21 protein-coding genes and 1 pseudogene are annotated in these 22,013 nt (G+C 46.9%); 8 read left to right on the plus strand and 14 right to left on the minus strand.

Annotated features, from left to right (window positions below; all coding sequences use genetic code 11):
* Positions 1-72: 72 nt before the first annotated feature.
* The 5 genes and pseudogenes from L1N85_RS22765 to arfA all read right to left on the minus strand — a co-directional run.
* Positions 73-390, minus strand: a pseudogene (locus tag L1N85_RS22765) (MerR family DNA-binding transcriptional regulator); the annotation flags it as partial.
* A gap of 115 nt (positions 391-505) precedes the next feature.
* Positions 506-742 (minus strand): hypothetical protein, encoded by a 237-nt coding sequence (locus L1N85_RS22770; protein WP_328285267.1) that lies wholly within the window; start codon positions 740-742, stop codon positions 506-508.
* Between the two features lies 1 nt (position 743).
* Positions 744-1,124: an ABC transporter transmembrane domain-containing protein gene (locus L1N85_RS22775; protein ID WP_328285268.1), complete on the minus strand. Its 381-nt coding sequence runs from the start codon at positions 1,122-1,124 to the stop codon at positions 744-746.
* Positions 1,125-1,204: 80 nt separating this feature from the next.
* On the minus strand, positions 1,205-2,122 hold the full coding sequence (locus L1N85_RS22780; RefSeq protein ID WP_235241345.1) for an ArsR/SmtB family transcription factor: 918 nt from the start codon (positions 2,120-2,122) through the stop codon (positions 1,205-1,207).
* 105 nt (positions 2,123-2,227) lie between these two features.
* Complete coding sequence (gene arfA / locus L1N85_RS22785; RefSeq protein WP_235241346.1) at positions 2,228-3,736, minus strand: arabinosylfuranosidase ArfA; 1,509 nt, start codon at positions 3,734-3,736, stop codon at positions 2,228-2,230.
* Between the two features lie 321 nt (positions 3,737-4,057).
* Here arfA and L1N85_RS22790 point away from each other — a divergent pair, with 321 nt between their 5' ends.
* A complete protein-coding gene (locus tag L1N85_RS22790) occupies positions 4,058-4,966 on the plus strand; it encodes a sensor domain-containing diguanylate cyclase (RefSeq protein ID WP_235241347.1) in 909 nt (302 codons plus the stop codon).
* A gap of 65 nt (positions 4,967-5,031) precedes the next feature.
* Here the strand turns inward: L1N85_RS22790 and L1N85_RS22795 are convergent, their stop codons facing one another.
* The gene (locus L1N85_RS22795; RefSeq protein WP_235241348.1) at positions 5,032-5,736 is read right to left on the minus strand and encodes a YceI family protein; all 705 of its coding nucleotides are present in this window, start codon (positions 5,734-5,736) and stop codon (positions 5,032-5,034) included.
* Between the two features lie 206 nt (positions 5,737-5,942).
* Between L1N85_RS22795 and L1N85_RS22800 the strand changes: the two genes are divergently transcribed.
* From L1N85_RS22800 to L1N85_RS22815, 4 genes are all read left to right on the plus strand, one after another.
* Positions 5,943-7,373 (plus strand): SpoVR family protein, encoded by a 1,431-nt coding sequence (locus L1N85_RS22800; protein WP_268818437.1) that lies wholly within the window; start codon positions 5,943-5,945, stop codon positions 7,371-7,373.
* Between the two features lie 248 nt (positions 7,374-7,621).
* Positions 7,622-8,095 carry a hypothetical protein gene (locus tag L1N85_RS22805; RefSeq protein ID WP_235241350.1) on the plus strand — a complete coding sequence of 158 codons (474 nt, stop codon included), beginning with the start codon at positions 7,622-7,624 and terminating at the stop codon, positions 8,093-8,095.
* Positions 8,096-8,204: 109 nt separating this feature from the next.
* Positions 8,205-8,540 (plus strand): WGxxGxxG family protein, encoded by a 336-nt coding sequence (locus tag L1N85_RS22810; RefSeq protein ID WP_235241351.1) that lies wholly within the window; start codon positions 8,205-8,207, stop codon positions 8,538-8,540.
* Between the two features lie 115 nt (positions 8,541-8,655).
* The gene (locus L1N85_RS22815) at positions 8,656-10,347 is read left to right on the plus strand and encodes a ribonuclease J (protein ID WP_235241352.1); all 1,692 of its coding nucleotides are present in this window, start codon (positions 8,656-8,658) and stop codon (positions 10,345-10,347) included.
* A gap of 93 nt (positions 10,348-10,440) precedes the next feature.
* Here the strand turns inward: L1N85_RS22815 and L1N85_RS22820 are convergent, their stop codons facing one another.
* Positions 10,441-11,235, minus strand: a complete 795-nt coding sequence (locus tag L1N85_RS22820) for a DUF2935 domain-containing protein (RefSeq protein WP_235241353.1) — start codon at positions 11,233-11,235, stop codon at positions 10,441-10,443.
* A gap of 150 nt (positions 11,236-11,385) precedes the next feature.
* On the opposite strand from L1N85_RS22820, the gene L1N85_RS22825 reads away from it, so the two are divergent.
* Positions 11,386-12,918 (plus strand): FAD-dependent oxidoreductase, encoded by a 1,533-nt coding sequence (locus L1N85_RS22825; protein ID WP_235241354.1) that lies wholly within the window; start codon positions 11,386-11,388, stop codon positions 12,916-12,918.
* A gap of 50 nt (positions 12,919-12,968) precedes the next feature.
* Here L1N85_RS22825 and L1N85_RS22830 read toward each other — a convergent pair whose 3' ends face one another.
* From L1N85_RS22830 to L1N85_RS22840, 3 genes are all read right to left on the minus strand, one after another.
* Positions 12,969-13,313, minus strand: a complete 345-nt coding sequence (locus L1N85_RS22830; RefSeq protein ID WP_235241355.1) for an AMP-dependent synthetase and ligase — start codon at positions 13,311-13,313, stop codon at positions 12,969-12,971.
* 125 nt (positions 13,314-13,438) lie between these two features.
* Entirely contained in the window at positions 13,439-14,443 is a 1,005-nt protein-coding gene (locus L1N85_RS22835) for a globin-coupled sensor protein (protein ID WP_235241356.1), read from the minus strand.
* A gap of 191 nt (positions 14,444-14,634) precedes the next feature.
* A complete protein-coding gene (locus tag L1N85_RS22840; RefSeq protein WP_235241357.1) occupies positions 14,635-16,530 on the minus strand; it encodes a PrkA family serine protein kinase in 1,896 nt (631 codons plus the stop codon).
* Between the two features lie 241 nt (positions 16,531-16,771).
* Between L1N85_RS22840 and L1N85_RS22845 the strand changes: the two genes are divergently transcribed.
* Positions 16,772-17,497 carry a DUF2161 family putative PD-(D/E)XK-type phosphodiesterase gene (locus tag L1N85_RS22845; RefSeq protein WP_235241358.1) on the plus strand — a complete coding sequence of 242 codons (726 nt, stop codon included), beginning with the start codon at positions 16,772-16,774 and terminating at the stop codon, positions 17,495-17,497.
* Here L1N85_RS22845 and L1N85_RS22850 read toward each other — a convergent pair.
* The 3 genes from L1N85_RS22850 to trmL all read right to left on the minus strand — a co-directional run bounded on the left by L1N85_RS22850 (position 17,481) and on the right by trmL (position 19,856).
* Positions 17,481-18,677, minus strand: a complete 1,197-nt coding sequence (locus tag L1N85_RS22850; protein ID WP_235241359.1) for an aminotransferase-like domain-containing protein — start codon at positions 18,675-18,677, stop codon at positions 17,481-17,483. The two genes, L1N85_RS22845 and L1N85_RS22850, sit on opposite strands and share 17 nt — an antisense overlap.
* A 344-nt stretch (positions 18,678-19,021) precedes the next feature.
* Complete coding sequence (locus L1N85_RS22855) at positions 19,022-19,270, minus strand: AbrB/MazE/SpoVT family DNA-binding domain-containing protein (protein WP_235241368.1); 249 nt, start codon at positions 19,268-19,270, stop codon at positions 19,022-19,024.
* A 121-nt stretch (positions 19,271-19,391) separates the two neighbouring features.
* A complete protein-coding gene (gene trmL / locus L1N85_RS22860) occupies positions 19,392-19,856 on the minus strand; it encodes a tRNA (uridine(34)/cytosine(34)/5-carboxymethylaminomethyluridine(34)-2'-O)-methyltransferase TrmL (RefSeq protein ID WP_235241360.1) in 465 nt (154 codons plus the stop codon).
* 150 nt (positions 19,857-20,006) lie between these two features.
* Here trmL and L1N85_RS22865 point away from each other — a divergent pair, with 150 nt between their 5' ends.
* Positions 20,007-20,723: a response regulator transcription factor gene (locus tag L1N85_RS22865; protein WP_235241361.1), complete on the plus strand. Its 717-nt coding sequence runs from the start codon at positions 20,007-20,009 to the stop codon at positions 20,721-20,723.
* Positions 20,724-20,792: 69 nt separating this feature from the next.
* On the opposite strand, the gene serC is transcribed toward L1N85_RS22865, so the two are convergent.
* Positions 20,793-21,878, minus strand: coding sequence for a 3-phosphoserine/phosphohydroxythreonine transaminase (serC, locus tag L1N85_RS22870; protein WP_235241362.1), 1,086 nt, complete (start codon positions 21,876-21,878; stop codon positions 20,793-20,795).
* Positions 21,879-22,013 lie beyond the last annotated feature (135 nt).

The raw sequence follows: 22,013 nt of genomic DNA on the forward strand, positions 1-22,013 counted from the left end.
CCTTCCATCACAACGGCGCTCGGCTTGGTTTTCGCGATTGCGCTAGTCGCTTGGTGAATATGATTGGTACGGATATTCAATGCCGCTGCCAATATCGGAAATCATCTCAAAAGAGTATCCTTTGGCAAGCATGTACATTTTGATGTTTTCAATCTGTCGCTCAAGATCATCTTTCTGTTTTGGACTGGATACGCGGGCATAACCCACGATCATTCTTTGAGCTGGTTCTTTCTTGCGCAGAAGCTCGTTTAGCTGTGTCTGGGAGTAATACCTGTATCCACTATCGCTGACATGATGAGGCTTCAGTTTTCCTAGCTTGTCCCAGTTCCTTAATGTTTGTTGGGTGACTCCGACCATCTTGGCAAAATCACCAATTCCGTATAGTTTCATTCCATCACCTCTATAACATTAGAACATTTTTTATAGAGATTATAGAAGTTTAATAGATATTCACTATCTGTTATTCGCCCCCCATCATAAAAATAGTTGCAAATGTAATTACTTATTAAAGGTGTATGAGCGCAAGGGTTTCCCCGGCATTGACGACAAAACTGACATCGCTTATTGTAGAATCGCGTCCCTCATAGGCAAAGGATACACCCTTGAATTCGACGGTTCCATCCACCTGTTCCAGCTCACGGGCATCCGCCTCATCCGTACGCTCCTCCTCTTCGTCCAGTACGTCGAACACCCGCTCCGCGCCTGCCACCGCCGAAAGCAGCGTATTCCACTGATTCGCCAAATCATTTAACGGTCTCGTAAACTGTCTGGAATATTCCGCGAAAATGACGATAACACCGACCGTAATCGCATCTCGGCATCGTCGCCTCTGTCAGTCGAAGCGCCGCAACCGTCCGGTCCATTAGCTGCTCGCTTGAGAACCCGAACCGTCTTGTTTCATGCTTCATACGCACGAATACTCTAATCATTCTCATTCCGATCAAATTTTGCTGCATGACACCGTTTACCCGATCGAGCTGCTGCTGTACTGAACGAAATAATCGCTCACCCTTCCCCAGCACCCATATGAAGGAGCTGAATATGCCCACTGCGAATGCCAGGATCGAGCAAGCAATCAGTACGCCGCCCCATTTGAGAACAATTGATAAATCATCCTGGCCGATATAGCCTTCCTACCCATTATATCTGCTTGTATGGGGATTGGCATATATGATGAACAAATAATAGTTAGAGCCATGCTTTCTTATGTGCTGCGCACATCCTCGTAAAAAACCCGAAAAATAATATCATGATTGTAATTGCCGAAGCCTTTGCCATATAAGGTTAGTCCGCCGACATGAACAGCATTCTCTTTCACCCCGATACGGAAGCTCCAGAAGTTGCGATCGAGACCGATCTCACCGATTCCGACGACTGACATTTGTTGACCGTCGATAAAGGTCCCGTCCTCTTGAATGCGAATAACCTTCAGCAAGCCATATTGATTAATCCGGTCCTGCCACCAAGCCGGCGAAAATCTGCCTCTGACCTCTCCGTAGTCTCCCGGGCTCGTCCACATGCCGATATCCATTCCATTCAGCGAAAAATCAATGTCCGACGGCCAATTCTCATTCACGCCCGGCGCTTCCGATCCCAGCTCCATCGTAATTTCCAGCGCAAGGGGACGCTGGCCAGACAGCAAGTAATTCGGAACCTTGTACTCAACATAGCCTTTGCCAAACCACAAAATACCCGCATTCATCCGCTCAGGCTCCAAGAAGAAACGAGGGTCATCAAATTGTCCGATCATTTTCTCGGCCGTGGCAATTCCGCATGTAGGAAATACCTCGAATTCCGTAAAATGTCCCACAGGCACGCTAACCTCATGCACCTTCTTCACATCCAGCATATGCGGCAGCTCTATAGAAATGGAACGTTCCGCTAACGAGCAAATTTTATGAGTGCCCCCTTGCTTGCGAACCATTTTCGTTTGGACGAGTCCCGCCTTCTCCAGCTTGCGGATATGCATCGTAACGATCGCGCTGCTTAACCCGATCGACTCGGCCAGCTCCTTTACATTCATCATGTCGGCAGCTAACAAATTAATAATCGATAACCGAACCGGACTTGCCAGCGCTTCATATAGAGGCAGCCACGTTTCATCTGTATTCGCATGTATCATGTTTGTTCCCCCTCTCCTTATATTATAACAAGAGAAGGGCATCTCAAAAGCCGCAATTGCGGCTTTTGGACACCCTGTCCGATAATAATTAGTTCAGCTAGTACATCAAAGACTAATCCGGATAACGTTCCACGATGCTTTTCCAAGCGTAGCTTGAATTTTTCCGCTATCGCCGATTGTCGCGTTTCCAGATGTATGCGGCTTCACGCGGTTAGGCGCATCTGCTGTATTCGTCATTTTTAGATCCTCATGCTCAAGCACGATGTGCTCGATAATACGGAATTCGCCAAAGCTGCGGAGATCGATTTCAAAAGCTAACGCTTCTTCAATGTTGCGGTTAACCGCGAAGATCGTTACTTCTTCCTTCTCTTCATTGTGTACGGCTACCGTTTCCAAATAAGGTACATCTGTAAATTCCTTTGTATCATATTTAGGCGATTTCACAAGCGGTACCAGCACCGTTCCGCGTCCGAACAAGCTAGCGTGCATGTAAGGGTAATAAATCGTTTGCTTCCAAGCAGGACCGCCGTTTTGAGTCATGATCGGAGCGATAACGTTAACAAGCTGCGCGATACAAGCCATTTTTACGCGGTCGGCACGCTTCAGCATACTAATAAGCATACAGCCGACAACGAGCGCATCCTCCTGGTTGTATACATCTTCTAGCTGAGGAGGAGCGATAGTCCAAGGCTCCAGCTCTTTATCCTGAGCATGCGAATGGAACCAAACGTTCCACTCATCGAAGGACAGATTAATTTTTTTCTTTCCGCGTTTTTTCGCTTGAATGTAATCGCAAGTCGAAATAACGGTATTAATATAAGAGTCCATGCCCATGGATTGCGCAAGAAAATTCATCGTGTCGTTTTGCGAGTTGCCATAATATTGATGAATCGATATATAATCAACCGTATTGTAGGTTAGATCAAGCACGGTCGACTCCCATTCCGGGAATGTCGGCATGCCGATGTTCGAGCTTCCGCAAGCAACAAGCTCGATCGAAGGGTCAACCCAGCGCATAGCTTTTCCTGTCTCATTCGCCAGCCGCCCGTATTCAACCGCCGTTTTGTGACCAATCTGCCAAGGACCATCCATTTCATTGCCAAGACACCATGTTTTCACATTGTGCGGATCCTTATAACCGTGCTCAATCCGCAGATCGCTCCAATAGGAGCCGGATGCTTGGTTCGAGTACTCGATCAGATTACGCGCCTCGTCAATGCCCCTTGTCCCGAGGTTTACCGCCATCATTGCTTCCGTATTGGCTTTCTTACACCAGTCCATAAATTCATTGAAGCCGATCCAGTTCGGCTCGATCGTTCTCCATGCAAGCTCAAGCCTTCTAGGGCGCTTGTCTACAGGACCGACGCCATCCTCCCAATTATAACCGGATACAAAATTCCCCCCCGGATACCGGACGATTGGTACGTCAAGACCCTTAACAAGCTCAAGTACGTCGGAACGAAACCCCTTCTCGTCTGCTTCCGGATGATCCGCCTCGTATATTCCTCCATAAACGGCACGCCCCAGATGCTCAATAAAAGAGCCGTATATCCGTTTATCAACTTCTCCTATTTGAAAATCCTTATCCACAATCATTGATGCTTTGTTTGCCATGTTCATACACCCCATCTTAGAATTAATAAATTCATTAATTAGTTGGTTAAGCATTAATAAAAGTTCTTAGTTTCATTTAACTACAGGTTCGCAATTAATTCAAGCATTAATTTCACTGCATTTGAATTAGTGTTTTCATTAATTCAATGATTTGAATCGATTTCTTTTATTTTGTCGAGGCAATCGTTTGTTAGTTCTATTAAAAATAGTTCAAATTTCCCAGTAATATATGAGTTCTCCCTTGAGTTAGTTCTCTGTTTCGACTACTATGGAACTATAATGTAATTCTACTGTTTCAACACTACGGCAGGAGTTGAGATCATGAGCAGCCGGATTCGCTCACTAGAAGATGCAGCCGAACAGATCATAGACACCTTGAAGCATTTTCTTCAAGTAAACACGTTGTTTATAACAGCTGACAATGGATATGCAAACCGGGTGATACAAGCATTTAACCGTCATGAAGTTGTGATCAACAATTGCACGCGCCTGCCATTGCTTCAAAGCTATTCGAGTCTCGCAGCAGAGCAGCCGGGTACCTTGCTGGTTATCCCTAACACGCTGGAATATGAGAGAACGGCTGATTTACCGATCACGAAGCAGCTTGGAGCATGCTCATTTGTCGGTATCGCCTTGAGGACAGCTGACGATCAATCGTACGGAACGATTTGCGCGCTGAACCGGGAGCCCATTAGGTTGAAAGAGAGGCAGATTGCTTTCCTCGAGTCTATGGCGCATTTCCTTGTTTATATCATAGAGCTTGAGAACTCGAGCGTAACCGATAGCTTAACCGGATTATTCAATCGAAGATATTTGTCGCATCTTTATACAGGCGGATCGGACAAGCGATATAGCGTGATGTTTATAGACATCGACGATTTCAAAGAGGTTAACGATACGTTCGGTCACGACTTCGGAGATCATCTTCTGCTGGAAATTGCCGCTAGGCTGAGGCAAAGCGTCCGCAAAACAGATATAATTGTACGATATGGCGGAGACGAATTCATCATCTGCTTTCAGCATTTGGTAGAAAATCAAGATACGGCCTTCGTTGTCGATAAGATAAAAAATGCAATAAAACAACCGTTTATTATTGATGGCAAGGAGATTCATATTTCGGCAAGCCTCGGCATCAGCGCTTCCCATGGCTGGGGCACCAGCCTGAAGGAGCTCATCAGCGACGCCGATCATGCCATGTACGAAATTAAGCAAAATGAAAAGAACCCTTGAGAAAACCTGCTCCCTCTCGAGTAAGTGCACGAGCTGATGATGTGCCGGCTTGTTATTGGGCGCGTCTATTTATCCAATATCAATCTTAGCTCGATAGTTAGGTTATTTTCCATATCCATCACTATCGTATGCGGATTGTTCATCCCAAAATCGGCAAAGGTAACAACAGTGTTCGCTTCAAGTTTGAGAGCGCCCTGATCATAGGTTGTTTGGCCGTTAAAATCAACCTTCCTCGTTATCCCCTTTACCGTCAAATCGCCCGTAATCTTCACGTCATACACGTCGCCGCTTATCCAATCGCCTGGTAATCCTTCAAAGGAGGAAGCTTTAAAATTAGCGGTCGGATATTGTTCAATATCCATATATTGAGCCTCCGATATATGCTTGTCTCTCTGCGCATTACCCGAGTCCATGCTCAAGAGGTCAACCGTTCCTTCGGCCTTTGTTTGCGAAGGATCCCTCGTATTAATGCTCCAAAAGCCTGTAACCTGATCCATTTGATAATTCACGGTCTCTCTTGAGGTTGTCACTGAAAAATACACCTTCGACTCCGGCTGAATGTTCCATACTCTATCGGGTTCAGCCATTTCTTCCGCACCTTCGGTTCCCAGGAGTTCTGCGCCGGCTCCGTTCAATTCCGCAGGAGTCTGCTTGATTACACTCTCAATTTCCACTTGGTTACCGGTTAATTCTCCTACTGCCCAGTAGAGCCCTCCACCCAACATAACTGCGATAGCGGCCATGGTGGCAATAATTTTGTTCTTGTTCATTTTGGAACCTCCTTGAATCGCGCTTTAAGTAGCTGTAGTTTACTGGAGTTCAATGAAATCCAGCCTAGCTGAAGCTGAATGCTGCGTTAAAAATACCGCTTTTTCAGGGAGAAAAGTATTATCGTCATAACCTTGGCCACCTCATCATACATATGGTATGAATCGTATTTTCGAATGCGGAGGGATGAATTGTGAACTCTGATGACATGCGTGCATTAGAACGCTCCATTGATGAAATTACCGAAATTGCCAGCAGTTTTGGTTTAGATTTTTATCCGATGCGTTATGAGATCTGTCCTGCCGATATTATTTATACATTTGGCGCGTACGGTATGCCGACGAGATTTAGTCATTGGAGTTTTGGAAAAACCTTCAATAAAATGAAACTCCAATATGACTTTGGTCTAAGTAAAATTTACGAGCTAGTCATTAATTCCAATCCGTGTTATGCCTTTCTTCTGGAAGGCAACTCCCTCATTCAAAACAAACTAATTGTCGCTCACGTCCTGGCCCACTGTGATTTTTTCAAAAACAATGCCCGCTTCGGTGTCACGAATCGCAATATGGTCGAGAGTATGTCCGCCACCGCCGACCGCGTCCATCAATATGAAATGGATCACGGAACGGAAGCCGTTGAGAAATTTATCGATGCCATTCTTGCCATCCAGGAGCATGTCGACCCTACGCTCATTAAGCCGTATCAGTTGGATAAGAAGCGTTACATTGAAATGGCCAAAAAAGATAATGACCGGTCCGCAGGGATGTCGGGCCACTCACCCTATGATGATTTATGGAATCTCGAGATCGATACTAATGCTGACGCAGACGCCGCGGCGAAGGCCGCGGATGCTAAGCGCTTCCCTCCTCGTCCGGAAAAGGACATCGTATGGTTCATTGAAGAGTATTCACCGATATTAGAGGATTGGCAGCGGGATATCTTATCGATGCTCCGCGATGAGATGCTCTATTTCTGGCCTCAGATTGAAACGAAAATTATGAACGAAGGCTGGGCCTCTTACTGGCATCAGCGAATAATTCGCGAGTTGGACCTCACCAGCGATGAGACGATCGAATTTGCCAAGCTGAATTCCTCCGTCGTCGTGCCATCCAGACATACATTGAATCCTTACTATTTGGGGCTGAAAATATTCGAAGACATAGAGCGTCGATGGGATAATCCGACCAAGGAGGAGCAAGCACGCTTCGGGCGGGTGCCGGGAAAAGGACGGGAAAAGATTTATGAGGTGCGGGAGCTTGATTCCGATACTTCCTTCCTTCGCAATTATTTAACGAAGGAATTGGTGAACGATCTAGATCTGTACATTTTTGAGAAGAAAGGCCCGGAATGGAAAATTACCGATAAATCATGGGAAAATATTAGAGATCAGCTTGTATACTCCAAGGTCAACGGCGGCTTTCCAAGCCTCTTGGTCAAGGATGGCGATTTTAACCGCGTTGGCGAGCTTTATCTCATCCACGAGTACGAAGGGATGGAGCTGGATCTTAAGTACGTGGAACGCACTCTTCCTCACGTCGTGCAGCTATGGGGTAAGAACGTGCATCTAGAAACGATAGTTGAAGATAAGAAGATCGTGTTCAGCTGCGATGGGAAGAAGACGAGCCGGAAGTTCATTTAGTTTATCTATATACAGTAAATTTAGGAGCGTGATTCCTGTTTATGGAATCATGCTCCTTTTATATCTTCTCATGCATAATTGTCAAATCACCAGAGAAGGCTACGGATAATGCCGGAAATGATGAAAGGACTGTGGGTCTGTGGAAAAAGAAAGCATGATTAGTCGCAAACCTGAAGATTGATAATGGATGGCTGGAAGAACCGCCTCAAGCGGATAATCGAAAAGAATTGTCCAGCGTCTGAGTATGGATGAAAAACAGAGAACTCGAAAGGCTGCTATGGTGTGTTGCATTTCCTGGCTTCGGACAGTTTTTAAATAGAAAATATTTCAAAGGCATCGTACTCCTTGTGCTTGAATTTTTAATCAACATTCGTTCGAGTATGAACGAAGTGATCATTCACAGCTTCCGCGGCGACGTTGAAAAGGCGATTCAGACAACCGATTTTGAATGGCTTATGTTTTACCCGTGCGTATACATGTTTGCAATCTGGGACGCATACAAGGACGCGGGAGGGGGTACTCCTCCTCTTAGCTTTTTACCATTCGTTATTGCGGCATTTTTTGGAACGATTGGGGTCATTTATTCAACCGATGTCCGAATTGCCGGATTTCTTTTGGGACCTGTTTGGTTGCCGTTGTTGTCTTTTTTCGCGGGCATTTGCATAGGGAAGATATTGCAAAAATTAATCAAAGTGGAAGATCCCGATAAAAGCAGTGCTTAATTTAGATAAACGATTTGGACTTTTTTGGCGGATGCGAAAGATGAATAAATGATTACAAAATGACAGAATATAAGCCCGTATTCCAATCTAAATGAAGTGGGGTAAGAAAATGAAGAAGGCTTTAATGTTGTTCAGCTTAGTTGCATGCATGATGTTGTTCTCCGCGATTCCTGCTTTCGCCGATAACATGAATCGCAACAACACTCCGGGCGCCGAAATGCGAAATGACGTCAATCGCGGCATTACCGAAACCAATCGCGCACTCGGAACCGACTTCGATCACATCGATGGTCGGACAAACAATCGCACTAACATGAATGCAAACAACTTCCGGGCAACCACCGCAGCTGATCGCGGTGGCATCGACTGGGGTTGGTTGGGTCTACTAGGTCTAATCGGCTTGGCTGGCATGAGAAACCGCGATCGTGAACGCGACCGCGCTTAGACCCATCCTTACGGAAAAACGATAAGCTAGCGAGATAGCAAAGACTAAACACCCTGTTCAACCTCAGGGTGTTTAGTTTTTCAATATGCCTAAAAGAGCAGGAGGCGACGGAATAGTGGAGGCTGTTCATGAAACTTCTCAAACAAATGGCCTATCGATATTCGCATTAGGCGGGGTACATGAAATCGGTAAAAACATGTATGTAATCCAATATGCCGAAGATATCGTTGTAATCGACTGCGGCTCTAAATTTCCGGATGAAAGCTTATTAGGAATTGATTTAATTATTCCGGACATTTCCTACTTGCTGGATAACAGCGAAAAAGTACGCGCTTTGATTGTCACTCACGGGCATGAAGATCATATTGGCGGTATACCTCACATCATAAAACGTTTGAATATCCCTATTTATGGATCAAGTCTTACTTTAGGCCTAATAAAAGGGAAATTAACGGAAAACGGACTAATAAAACAATCTAAACTCAATCAGATCGATTCGGATTCACATCTTGAGCTTGGTAAGTTAAAGATTGGTTTTTTCAAAACGAATCACAGTATTCCGGATTGCCTAGCTGTCGTACTCCATACCCCCGAAGGTACTGTAGTACATACGGGGGATTTCAAATTTGACTTAACTCCCGTAAATAACGCTTATCCAGATATTCATAAAATGGCAAGCATAGGCGAAAATGGAGTCTTGGCATTGTTATCCGAAAGCACGAATGCGGAACGTCCGGGCTTCACGCCATCTGAACGCCTTGTTGGCGGGCATATTGAAGAGGCATTCAAAAAAGCACAGAATCGCGTATTTATTTCCACCTTTGCATCCAATGTACATCGTTTGCAGCAGGTGATCGATGCGTCTATCGCGACAAACCGAAAGCTGCTTTTGCTTGGAAGAAGCATGGTGAATGTCGTCTCGGTAGCCATACAGCTAGGTCATCTAAGGATGCCCGAGGGCATGCTTATCGAAGCTCAAGAAGCCAACGAATTGTCGCGGGACAAGGTTGCCGTTTTATGTACCGGAAGTCAGGGGGAGCCTATGGCGGCATTGTCCCGACTTGCAAGCTCAAGTTATCGGCAAATTCAAATTTTACCTGGGGATACAGTCATTTTTGCAGCAACGCCTATTCCGGGCAATGAACGAAATGTGGCAAAAACAATCGATCATTTGTATCTGCTGGGGGCAAACGTGATTTACGGATCAGGCACGGAAACGGGAATGCATGTATCCGGGCATGCCAGTCAAGAAGAGCTTAAACTCATGTTAACTTTAATGAAGCCGAAATACTTTATCCCTATTCACGGAGAATACAGGATGTTAGTGAAACACCGGTTATTAGCCGAATCCGTAGGGGTAAATCCTGACCATATATTTATCGTTAATAACGGGGATGTCGTTGATATTCACGGCCAGGTTGCCAGCCAAAGCAGAAAGGTAGACGCAGGCAATACTTTAGTAGACGGCTGGGGAATCGGCGATGTAGGAAGCGTCGTATTGCGTGACCGCAGACATCTAGCCGAGGATGGAATCATTATTATCGTTATTACCATGTCTCTTACAGATGGAACGATCCTTACCGGGCCCGATATCGTCTCCCGCGGTTTTGTTTATGTGAGGGAATCAGAGGTCCTCTTAGGAGAAGTCAATCGTTTAGTACGTCATACGATCGAAGATCTGCAGGAAAACGGCAGCCTTACGAATTGGAATATTTTGAAGCATAGAATCAAAGAATCGACCGGCAAATTTCTATATGCCCGGACCAAGAGAAGACCCATGATACTTCCAATCATTATCGAGGTATAGGCGCACATAAGTACCCCCCTGTTACAAACAGGGGGGTTCTCTTAATGAATATTCCGATCCACTCTCCCCTATAAAATTCCTAATGTAAGACGCTTATTCCAGTCTAGGCTTAGCAGGATCGCATTTTGGAGAGACAATCGCACCGCTTTGGGATAACTTTAACAAGTAATAGCATTCCTCCCGGTACATATGGTCTGGCACAAGCGGATTTAATCGGCTTAACAGCTCCGCGCTTAAATCCAGCTCTTCGAGCTCTTTCAAGAATGCCATGAACACGGCCATTTCGACGTTTACATCTGTATGAAATCTTGCTAACGCCGGATAATGCTCCCGCATCGTTCTGAAATAGCCTGTCAGCTCAATCGCTTTCAAATAAAAGGCATTAAAATGCTTTTCAAATTTCTCGCTTTTCTTAATCATCCGCTGCTCGACGGCATCCAAATCCATCGCTATGGAAGCGGCATGCCCAGCCGCATCCGGCAGCCACAGCAAGTCGTGATGCAGTGACGGGAACTGCGGAACCGGTTTGCCATCCAGTAAAGCATGAAGGATCTTCAAGTATTCTTCCAACTCGTTCACCATGTGGTTAATGAAGGTCGGCGTCAAGCCGATCGTTACTTTCCCAAGCAGCAGCCGATCCAACAGATTCAGCTTAAATGTTCGCAGCTTCTCCGTTGCCTCGAAAGCCAGTTTGTTCAATTCAGATAATCTTACGGAAGCATCATGCATACGCGACATATTAAGTAAATGGTCAAAGTGACTTATGAATTGCGATGCCGCCTCGGTATCCTGGGTCTCCTTTGGCGATAATGTATTATAAATAAACCTGGAATGATCCCCTAATATTTGCAGCCAAAACCGGTGTTCAAACAACGCTTGCTCCTCCATAACCTTACCCCTCCTCAAAAAAAGTACCCCATACCTACAAATTTATGTTCGAGAGAATCGCAAATATACTACCTTGAATGTCATTTTTTCGAATATATTTTCTTATTTCGAACAAATTAAAGAAGCAGCATTTCTAGAAGGAGGCCATTCATGACGCATTCAAATTCCTTGCCCCGTTTTCCGGAGTCTTATTGGACCGATTCAACGGCCAGCCTCCCCTCTTTTCCCAAGCTCGAGAATAATAGGGATGCCGATGTTGCAGTCGTTGGCGGGGGCATATCCGGCATAACAACGGCTTATTTGCTCGCACAAGCGGGACTCAAAGTCGTTCTTTTGGAAGCAGGCAAGCTCCTGAACGGCACAACGGGCCATACGACCGCGAAAATAACCGCACAGCATGATTTAATTTACGACGAGCTGATTAAACGCGAAGGCAAGGATAAAGCATCGCTCTATTACGGCGCTTGCGACGAAGCACTCCGTTTTATTCAACGAACCATCGATCATTTAAATATGAATTGCGGGTTCTCCGTTCAAGACGCTTATGTGTACACCAATGCGGACAGCTACATAAGTAAATTGGAAAATGAAATGCTTGCTTATTCCAAGCTTGGCATACCGGGTTCTTATATGGACCATATCCCGTTACAGGTTCCTGCCAAAGCCGCAATTAAAATGAATAACCAGGCTCAATTTCATCCTCTCCATTATTTGACTGCTCTCGTAAAGGAAATTGCAGATGCGGGCGGTGACATTTACGAGAACACGACCGCTGTAGATGTTGAGACCGGACCTTTGCCGAAGGTGATTACAAGCGATCGGCACCAGATTTCGTGCAAGCATGTCGTTTCATGCACGCACTTCCCCTTCTACGATGGCCACGGCTTTTATTTTGCGAGGATGCATGCAGATCGCTCCTATGTGCTCGGGGTTAGAGCCCGGGTGGAATATCCTGGCGGCATGTATTTAAGCGCCGAGGATCCTAAGCGATCCGTTCGCTGCGCTCCGATGGAGGATCAAAACGAGCTGATTATCATTGGCGGGCAAAGCCACAAGACAGGACAAGGCGTTTGTACGATTAATCATTACGAAGAGCTGCAGCGCTTTGCCAAAGAACATTTTCAATTGCAGGAAATAGCTTATCGATGGTCAGCTCAAGATCTTGTCACGGGCGATAAAATCCCTTACATCGGACGAATAACCGCCTCCTCCCCGAATATTTTCATCAGCACCGGCTACCGGAAATGGGGAATGACGAATGGTACGGCGGCCGCATTGCTCATTAGAGATTTGATTATGGAAAAACCGAATCCGTACGAGGAGCTCTATGCGCCATCCCGTTCCATGTCCTTGAACACGATAAAAAATTTAGTCGTAGACAACGCGGACGCAGCTAAGCATCTTATTGAGGGCAAGCTTGAAATGATACATAAGCAGCCGGATGACTTGGCGTACGACGAAGGAAGCGTCGTAAAGATCCGTGGCTGCAGAGTCGGAGCCTATAAGGATAAGGAAGGGCAGTTATATCTCGTAGACACAACCTGTACCCATATGGGCTGTGAAGTGGAATGGAATGACGGGGATCGTACATGGGATTGTCCTTGCCACGGCTCGAGATTCTCGGTTAGCGGCGAGGTTATCGAGGGGCCTGCGGAGCGGCCGTTGAAAAAAATATTTCAGTAGTTCATAGCCCCCATGCTAAATGCATGGGGGCTATGTTTAATTGCCTAACCTTAGTGCTGGGAGTAACCCGAGAAACCCGTTGTTTGGTTGTTCATGTTCATATATGCCGGAACTTGTTGAGAAGCGGTGTGGGCCATTTGATTGCAAATGCCGGATATTTGCTGAAGTTGTTGAATAGCCGTTTGATGGCCTTGCAAGGCTGTTTGGATGATTTGAACAGCCTGCTGCTCGCGTTGAGCGATTTGCTCTAGAAGAACGGCATTATTTTGCTCCTGCTTCAACAATTGTTGATACTGCCCGGATGCTTGCTGCGTTTGATGCACCATTTGTTGAATGAGCTGTTCGGCATGAGCCAGCTGTTGGGAAATCTGATTATTCGGTTGAAATTGATTCATAGTAACTCCTCCTGATGTTTGGGATTTTGTGACTATGCTATTATGATTCAAGATCAAGAATTATATTCTTCATCTTATGGCCTGGATGCGGAACGTCCTATATTGCGGATTATGACGGTAATCGCCTAAGATTGGTTTAATTGCTGCAAATCCTTCGTAACTTTGTCTACCATATGAACGAACGAAGCCAGCTCCTGCGAACGAGCTGCTTGGTTGCGTGCTTCTGCGGAGGTTTGCTCCGATTCGCTGCGAACGGCAAACAGTTTCTTGTCAATCTCCGCCAGCTTCGATTGGATTCCCTCAAGCGCGTTCCGGGACGAGGCGGCAAGCTTGCGCACTTCATTCGCAACAACCTCGAAGCCGCGGCCGTTCTCGCCGGCTCTTGCCGCTTCTATGGCTGCATTCAGTCCCAGCAAATGCGTTTGATCCGATAATCCGCGAATCAACGTGCCCATTTCCGTGATGCCGTCCAGCTCATCACGGAGCTCTCCTAACAACGTATCCGTCTTATCCTGGGATTGCGAAGTCGAAATGGCGGTGGCTGCAATAGATTGCGCACCCTCGTCCAATTCGACCATGAGCGAAGCAAGCTCTTGAACTGCGTTCGTTACGGTAGAGAGCATAGCTGAGCGAGTATCCGCAAGCTCTTGAATTTTTTGCTGTTCATGCTGGTTGTAGGCTTCCAGAACGAATTGAGAGTCTAGATTAAACATCTTCGTCAACGCATGCACAACTTCCTGCCACTGCCCGGGAATTATGTTTTGAAGCACATTTATCGCAATATCCAAATAGGTCATATAGGTACCCAAATACCAGTCCGTCGTCAAACCGATCCGGGAATGAACGGCCCCAATTTTTATCCGATTCTCAATATACGATTGGTCAATGATTCCTTCGGTGAGTGACATCCAATACGATCGTTGCGTTTCTTTCAGCCTATCAATGCTGCTTACCCTCGCGATGATCGCAATTAGCTCCGGATGCTGGCCGACGCTATCGTAAAACCGGTCCACCACTTCATCTACAACTTTCGCAAAAACGGATTTGCAATCAGCTAGCCGCTGTAAATCCCGTTCCGTAATCCCCGTATATTCAAGCTGCCTTTGACGTTCTGGCGTAACCTTAATCAATATGCCCGACCCCTTCGACGTATAGTAAATATAACACTATCATCTATTATATCGGAAAACATTGCGTATTCATTAATCAAAAAGGCCGATAGAATTTTTTCTACCGGCCATTCAAAGCTTATATCGCTGCTTTATTGCAAATATGCGTGGCGAAGCTGCCAATAGCAGCATTCGCCACGCACACACAATCCTTAACGATTCAACAGACTTCCCACATAACGCAACAATTCGTTCGAACAGGTCGGACAATAGCTATGCTCATCCATCAGTCGTTTTGTGACTTCATTAATACGTTTCAATTGACTCTCATCCGGCGTCTTCGTAGAGGTCGTAATTTTGACGATATCCTTCAAGTCAGCGAAAAGCTTCTTTTCAACCGCTTCACGCAGCCGCTCGTGGCTAGTGAAATCGAATTTTTTCCCTTTGCGCGAATATGAGGATATCCGAATGAGGATCTCTTCCCGGAACGCTTTCTTCGCATTCTCCGAAACGCCAATCTGCTCCTCGATCGAACGCATAAGCCGCTCGTCTGGATCCATCTCCTCGCCGGTTAACGGATCCTTGATCTTGGCCCAATTGCAATAGGACTCGATATTATCCAAATAATTTTCAAACAGCGTGCGGGCAGATTCCTCGTAGGAGTAAACGAATGCCTTTTGTATTTCCTTCTTCGCAAGCGTATCGTACTCTTTGCGTGCAACGGAAATGAAGTTTAAATACCGCTCGCGCTCTTCCTTCGATATAGATGGATGCTGGTCCAGTCCATCCTTCAATGCGCGAAGCACGTCTAGCGCATTGATGCACTGCGTATCCTGCTTAATCAGCGCGCTGGAAATACGATTAATGACGTACCGCGGATCAATGCCCGTCATCCCTTCCTCAAGGTATTCGTTTTGCATCTCCTTCAAATCCGCTTCCTTGAAGCCTTCAACCTCTTCCCCGTCGTACATGCGCATTTTTTTGACTAAATCCATGCCCTGCTTTTTTGTTTCCTTCAGCCTTGTAAGTATGGAGAATATAGCGGCAGCGCGCAGCGCATGCGGCGCAATATGAATATGCCTCATATCACTTTGGGAAATGAGCTTTGAATAAATCTTTTCTTCTTCCGACACCTTTAAATTGTAGGGAACCGGCATGACGATCATCCTGGAATGAAGCGCCTCGTTCTTTTTGTTGCTAATAAATGATTTGTACTCCGATTCGTTCGTATGGGCAATGATGAGCTCGTCGGCGCTGATGAGCGCGAAGCGACCGGCCTTGAAATTTCCTTCCTGGGTCAGCGAGAGCAGGTTCCACAAAAACTTCTCGTCGCATTTCAGCATTTCCTGGAATTCCATTAGGCCGCGATTCGCTTTGTTGAGCTCGCCGTCGAACCGGTAGGCGCGCGGATCGGATTCTGAGCCAAATTCCGTTATGGTGGAAAAGTCGATACTGCCCGTCAAATCAGCTATATCCTGCGATTTCGGATCGGAAGGACTGAATGTTCCAATACCAACGCGGTTGTCCTCCGAGATAAACACACGCTCGACAAGTACATTTTCAATATTTCCGCTATACTCGGTTTGCAGCCTCATCTGGCAGGAGGGGCATAGATTGCCTTCGATACGAACGCCCAGCTCCTTCTCAATCTCAGGACGAAGCTCATTTGGGATTAGATGAAGCGGATCCTCATGCATCGGGCAGCCTTTAATCGCGTACACAGCGCCTCTCTGGGTTCTGGAGAAACGTTCGAGACCTTTCTTAAGCATCGTAACGATGGTTGATTTACCGCCGCTGACGGGTCCCATTAGCAGCAATATCCGCTTGCGAACGTCCAGCCTGCGGGCAGCCGAGTGGAAATATTCCTCAACCAGCTTTTCGACCGCACGATCCAAGCCGAATATTTCCTGATTAAAGAACTTATACTGCCTGTGACCTCCAACCTCTTCTACCCCGTAAGATTCGATCATTTCATAAACGCGAGAATGTGCGGTCATGGCCGGGGCAGGATCCTTCCTGAGCAGCTCAATATATTCCTTGAATGTCCCTGTCCATGCAAGCTTCTCACTCTCGGCCTGATAATCTGATATTCGCTTGAAAATGTCCATACCGTGCCTCCTCCCATCGCTTCCGCATTCCACTAATCTTTCTACGCCCGGGATTGGTTTCTAGACGCTCTATCGAGTGGTGCCAACTTTTATTGAGATATATCATTTCTATGCTTATTCGGCTAAGAAATTGCCCACTATTTTTGTCCATCATCCAGCAATTTACGACAGGCTTACAATTTCCTTTGCTATAATGAATGTATGCAGGCAGGAAAGACCGCATGGAGAGGAGAACGGAAACGTGGCTGTTGCACGCGAGGAAGAGCTTTACAATCCAATAAAGAAGTACTATGAGCAGCTCGGCTTCATTGTAAAAAGCGAGGTGCTGCACTGCGATTTAGTCGCGGTTCATCCCGAGCGCTCGGAAACGATTATTGTCGAAATGAAAAAAACGTTCAATCTCGCCTTGCTGCTGCAAGGGATTGAACGTTTGCGTTTAAATAGTCATGTCGTGCTTGCCGTTGAACGAAACCGCAAAAAAAGCGGTGCCCATAACCAGCGGTTCGGCGATCTCACGGAGCTTTGCCGCATGCTAGGACTTGGCTTCATGACGGTAACGTTCTACAAAACGAAGCCCCCGGTCATCGAGCTGCTGTGCGGACCTGGAGACCCCCCCCAGCGCGGCGTTAGGCGCAGGAAGCAAGAGCAGCTGCTCTTGGAGTTCAATGAACGGAGCGGCGACTATAATATAGGAGGCAGCACGGGCCGCAAGCTTGTTACCGCCTACCGCGAGAAGGCTCTGCGATGCGCGCACGCCCTGCAAGCATCAGGCCCCCTGGCTCCCCGCGAAGTGGCCGCTATCACGGGCTATAGCCGAAGCGGCCAGACGCTTCGCAACAATTATTACGGCTGGTTCGACCGCGTCGAGCGCGGCAAGTATAAGTTGCGCCCGGAAGGCGTGGCTGCTTTAATCGAATATGGCGACGTCATTGCGGAGTGGGCCGCTTCGATCAGCTCCGCGCCGTAAATTCTCCGATCGCTTCCACGAAGCGCTCAACGCCTTGCTGCGTACGTGCTCCTGTATTGTACGTATAATTCAGACGAGCCGTATTCCGCTTTGGATGATTTGCATAGAACGAGCTGCCGGGCACGAAAGCCACACCCTTTTGAACCGCGCAGCGAAGGAGAGCCTCGGAATCGAGTCCTTCAGGCAGCTCAAGCCACAGGAACATTCCGCCCTTTGGTTTCTCCCATGTGACATTCTGCAGCGATTGCCGCTTCAGAAGCTCATGCATTTCATTCATTCTTTCGCCATACGATTTCGCTATTAGACGAATATGGACGTCGAGGTCAAATCCGCTCAGCAGCTGGCTGAGTATTTGCTGGTCCATTGTACTGGAGTGAATATCGGCTGCCTGCTTAGCCTTGGCTGTCATAGCAATGACGCCGCTGTCACCGATCATCCAGCCCGTTCTAAGCGCAGGGGCAACCGTTTTAGAGAACGTGCTTGTATAAAAGACAGTTCCCTTCTCCGCTTGCCCTTCAAGCGAGAACAGCGTAGGAAACTGCTCCTGATCAACGAATTTAATATCTCCGTAAGGATCGTCTTCTATGACCGGCACCTGATTTTGCTTACACAGCGCTAGCAGCCTTTGGCGTCGTTCCAGGCTCCATACACGCCCCGTCGGATTCCCGAAGGTCGGTACTGCATAAAGCAGCTTTGGCCGATGCTCACGTATGAGACGCTCTGCATCCTCTGGTATTATGCCGTGCTCATCGCTTTCTGCGGCTATCACCTTTAGACCGTGCAGGGCAAAAACCTGCAAACCGGCCAGGTACGTCGGCTTCTCCACGAGAATCACATCGCCAGGCTCCGTCAGAACGCCAACCAGCAAATCGATCGCCTGCTGCGAGCCGGTCGTCAAAATCATTTGGTGCGGCTGAACCTTCATTTGTTTAGCCGCCATTCGTTCGCACAGCTGTTCGCGCAGCGGCATATAGCCTTCCGTCACTCCATATTGGAGAACGCCCGGTCCCGCCGTAAATACACGGTCCGCCGCTTCACGCAACGCCTTTACCGGGAACAGCTCCTCAGCCGGTAGCCCTCCAGCGAAAGAAATCATATCCTTCCCCTGCGTCAGCTTCAATATATCGCGAACGGCAGACGATTGCAGCTGGAATACTCTTGATGAAAAACGATAATCCATAAATTGCGCTCCCCCTTGCCGCAGGCCTAATGGACTGCATAGCTCATACCTTCTATGTTAACAATGTGTTCACAACTTTTAAAGTTTTCTTTTTGCGGATCGTTGGTTATAATAAAGAAATGTTATTGGAGGTGCAGGGCATATGAACTTTATTATTGTCATGACTGTGTTTGTGTTGTTCATTACGGCGATGCTTACCAGCTCCTACAATGAAGACAAAACAAAAGGTCTATAAGCACAGCGTACTTGCAAGCTTATATTCAAACAAAATGAAGCTTCCTTAGGAGAGCATTAGCTCACCACGGGAAGCTTCATTTCGTTAAAACGACGGGCTGGCGCACAAATTAGTGCTGCAGTTCCGCCATTTCCTCCAAACATACTCCGCATACGTAACGTTCTTTGAAATCACGAACATCAACCATTGAGCCGCAAAATACGCATTTCGGACGGTAACGCTCTAAAATAATATGGTCACCTTGGACGAAAATTTCAACGGGATCGCCCTCGTTCATCAGATAACGTTTACGTAACGATTTTGGAAGCACAATACGGCCAAGTTGGTCCACTTTCCTTACTACACCTGCTGGTTTCATCATTTTCACCTCTTCTGTGTCTGGTTTCGCAAGCCATTCTGAGAAACCCCTGCATTATAGTCTTTCGCTGGTTCTCGTACATTTCCTTCCTAAATGAATAATTTCTTAAGATCCTGCAAATCTAATGAAGTTCTGGAAAATGATTTTGCCGAAGTGCTTCATACACAATTATGGCTGCTGAATTGGACAAATTAAGCGATCTAACCTTGTCTGTCATAGGCATTCTAATGCAAGTATCCAAGTTCGCATCGATTAAAGGCTGCGGCAGCCCTTTCGTTTCTTTGCCGAATACGAAGAAATCGCCGTCCTTATACTCGAAAGCGGAATAGGCCTTTGATGCTCTGGTGCTTGCATAAAAAAAACGGCCGCGCGGATTTAACGCGAGCACCTCGTCGAAGGAATCATGATATTCCACATGCACGGAATGCCAATAATCAAGGCCTGCCCGCTTTAACGTACGGTCATCCGTATCGAAGCCCAGCGGTCTAACTAAATGCAAATGCGTTCCCGTTGCTGCGCAGGTGCGCGCAATGTTACCTGTGTTTGCCGGTATTTCCGGCTCTACTAATACGATATGGAATGGCATAGCTCTCTATCTCACCTCTCATTTTGCCTATTATACACGAAAATCGTTTACATTTTTACATCCATTTTACGTACCGTTAATCTTAAGCATAAGGTCTTCCTTCATAATAAGGCTAATAACAGGCGGAAACACATGAAGGAGAGTTGAACAATGCGAAAAAAGATTTTGGTCGTGGATGACGAGCCTTCCATTTCGATGTTGATTGAGTTTAATTTAAAGCTTGCAGGCTACGATGTCAGATGCGTAGGTGACGGCGAAGCTGTATTCGACATGCTGAAGCCTTATCGTCCAGATTTGATTGTTCTTGATCTCATGCTGCCCAAAATGGACGGAATTCAAGTTTGCCGCGAGCTGCGCAAACAAAGCAACGCAGTACCGATTGTTATGCTCACCGCGCTTCAAGACGTTACGGACAAAATCGCCGGTCTTGACAATGGTGCAGATGATTATATGACGAAGCCATTCAGTCCGCAGGAGCTCGTATCCCGCATTCAAGCCATATTCCGCCGTGTACAATCGTTGCCGGGAACAACCGAAGAAACGGTATTCGATATCGGCAGGTTAAACGTAAAGGTGGAGCAGCGTGAGGTATTTATAGACGGCAAGCCCGTTGAGCTTACGCCAAAGGAGTTCGAGCTGCTCCTATTTCTATGCCGCCACAAAGGAAAAGTCCTTAGCCGCCAGCAGCTTCTGCATGGTGTTTGGGACTACCATTTCCTTGGTGACACGCGAATCGTCGATGTGCACATCAGTCACTTGCGTGATAAAATCGAGAAAAACGCCCGTACTCCGGAATATATTATGACCGTACGCAATGTCGGTTATAAGCTGCATGGCCCTCAGTTAGCGGAGAGCTCCTTCGCTTAACGACCGAAAACCGCCCTTCCCTTCAGCTAAAGAAGGTGAGGGCGGTTTTTTTGCTGCTCTTGCTTCTTATTAGCCGTTCCGTTTTTGGAAATCAGCCATAAACTTTGCAAGCGCTTGGCAGCTCTCCAGCGGTACAGCATTATAGGTCGAGGCGCGAAGCCCGCCTACATCACGATGCCCTTTCAAGCCGACAAAGCCTTCCTGCTCGGATTCTTTAATGAATTGCTTCTCGAGCTCTTCGCTGTGGATACGGAAAGTAATATTCATGAGCGAGCGGCTTTGCGGCTGAGCGGCACCCAAGTAGAAGCCGCCGCTTTGATCGATCGCATCGTAGATCAGCTTTGTTTTATCACGGTTGTATTGCTCTATCTGAGCAACGCCGCCCTTGCCCTTGATCCATTGAAGCACCAAGCTTACCATGTACACCGAGAAGGACGGCGGCGTGTTGTAAAGCGACGACGTTTTAGCGTGTGTTTCATACCGGAACATCGATGGAATTGTCTTTGGGCTTTCTTTGACAAGATCATCGCGAATAATAACAACGGTAACGCCCGAAGGACCGAGATTTTTTTGCGCGCCGGCATAAATGACGCCAAATTTGCTCACATCGATTGGACGGCTCAAAATGTCGCTCGACATATCCGCAACGAGAGGAACGCTTCCTGTATCCGGAAACTCGTTGAACTGGGTGCCGCCAATCGTTTCATTCGACGTAAGATGCAGATAAGCAGCGTTGTCAGGAATGACAATCTCCGACAATGTCGGCATACGCATAAATTTGTCGACTTCTGTAGAAGCGGCGACAACCGTCTCACCGACAAGCTTCGCTTCCTTCAGCGCTTTATCGGCCCATGCTCCAGTCATGACGTAAGCGCCCGGCTTGCCGGGACGAAGCAGGTTTAATGGAAGCATTGCAAATTGGGTGCTGGCCCCGCCTTGCAGCAGCAAAACATGATAATTTTCAGGAATGCCGAACAATTCGCGAAGCAGTGCTTGCGATTCGTTATTCACCTGCTCGTACAATGCGCTTCTATGGGACATTTCCATAATGGACATGCCCGCGCCTTTATAATCTGCGAATTGCTCCTGCGCTTGCTTAAGCACCTCTAGCGGTATTGCTGCTGGTCCTGCATTAAAATTAAATGCTCTTGTCATAACGGATAACCACCTTCGATTCTTTATTCATAATATGGCTATGATAGCAATTTTACAGGGCTGCATCAAGTGTATTTGGCATTTAATAAAAACAAAAAGTCGAACATATGTCGATTAGCCGACTTTAAATATTCG

The organism is Paenibacillus alkaliterrae, from assembly GCF_021532375.1.
Taxonomy (GTDB): Bacteria; Bacillota; Bacilli; order Paenibacillales; family Paenibacillaceae; genus Pristimantibacillus; species Pristimantibacillus alkaliterrae.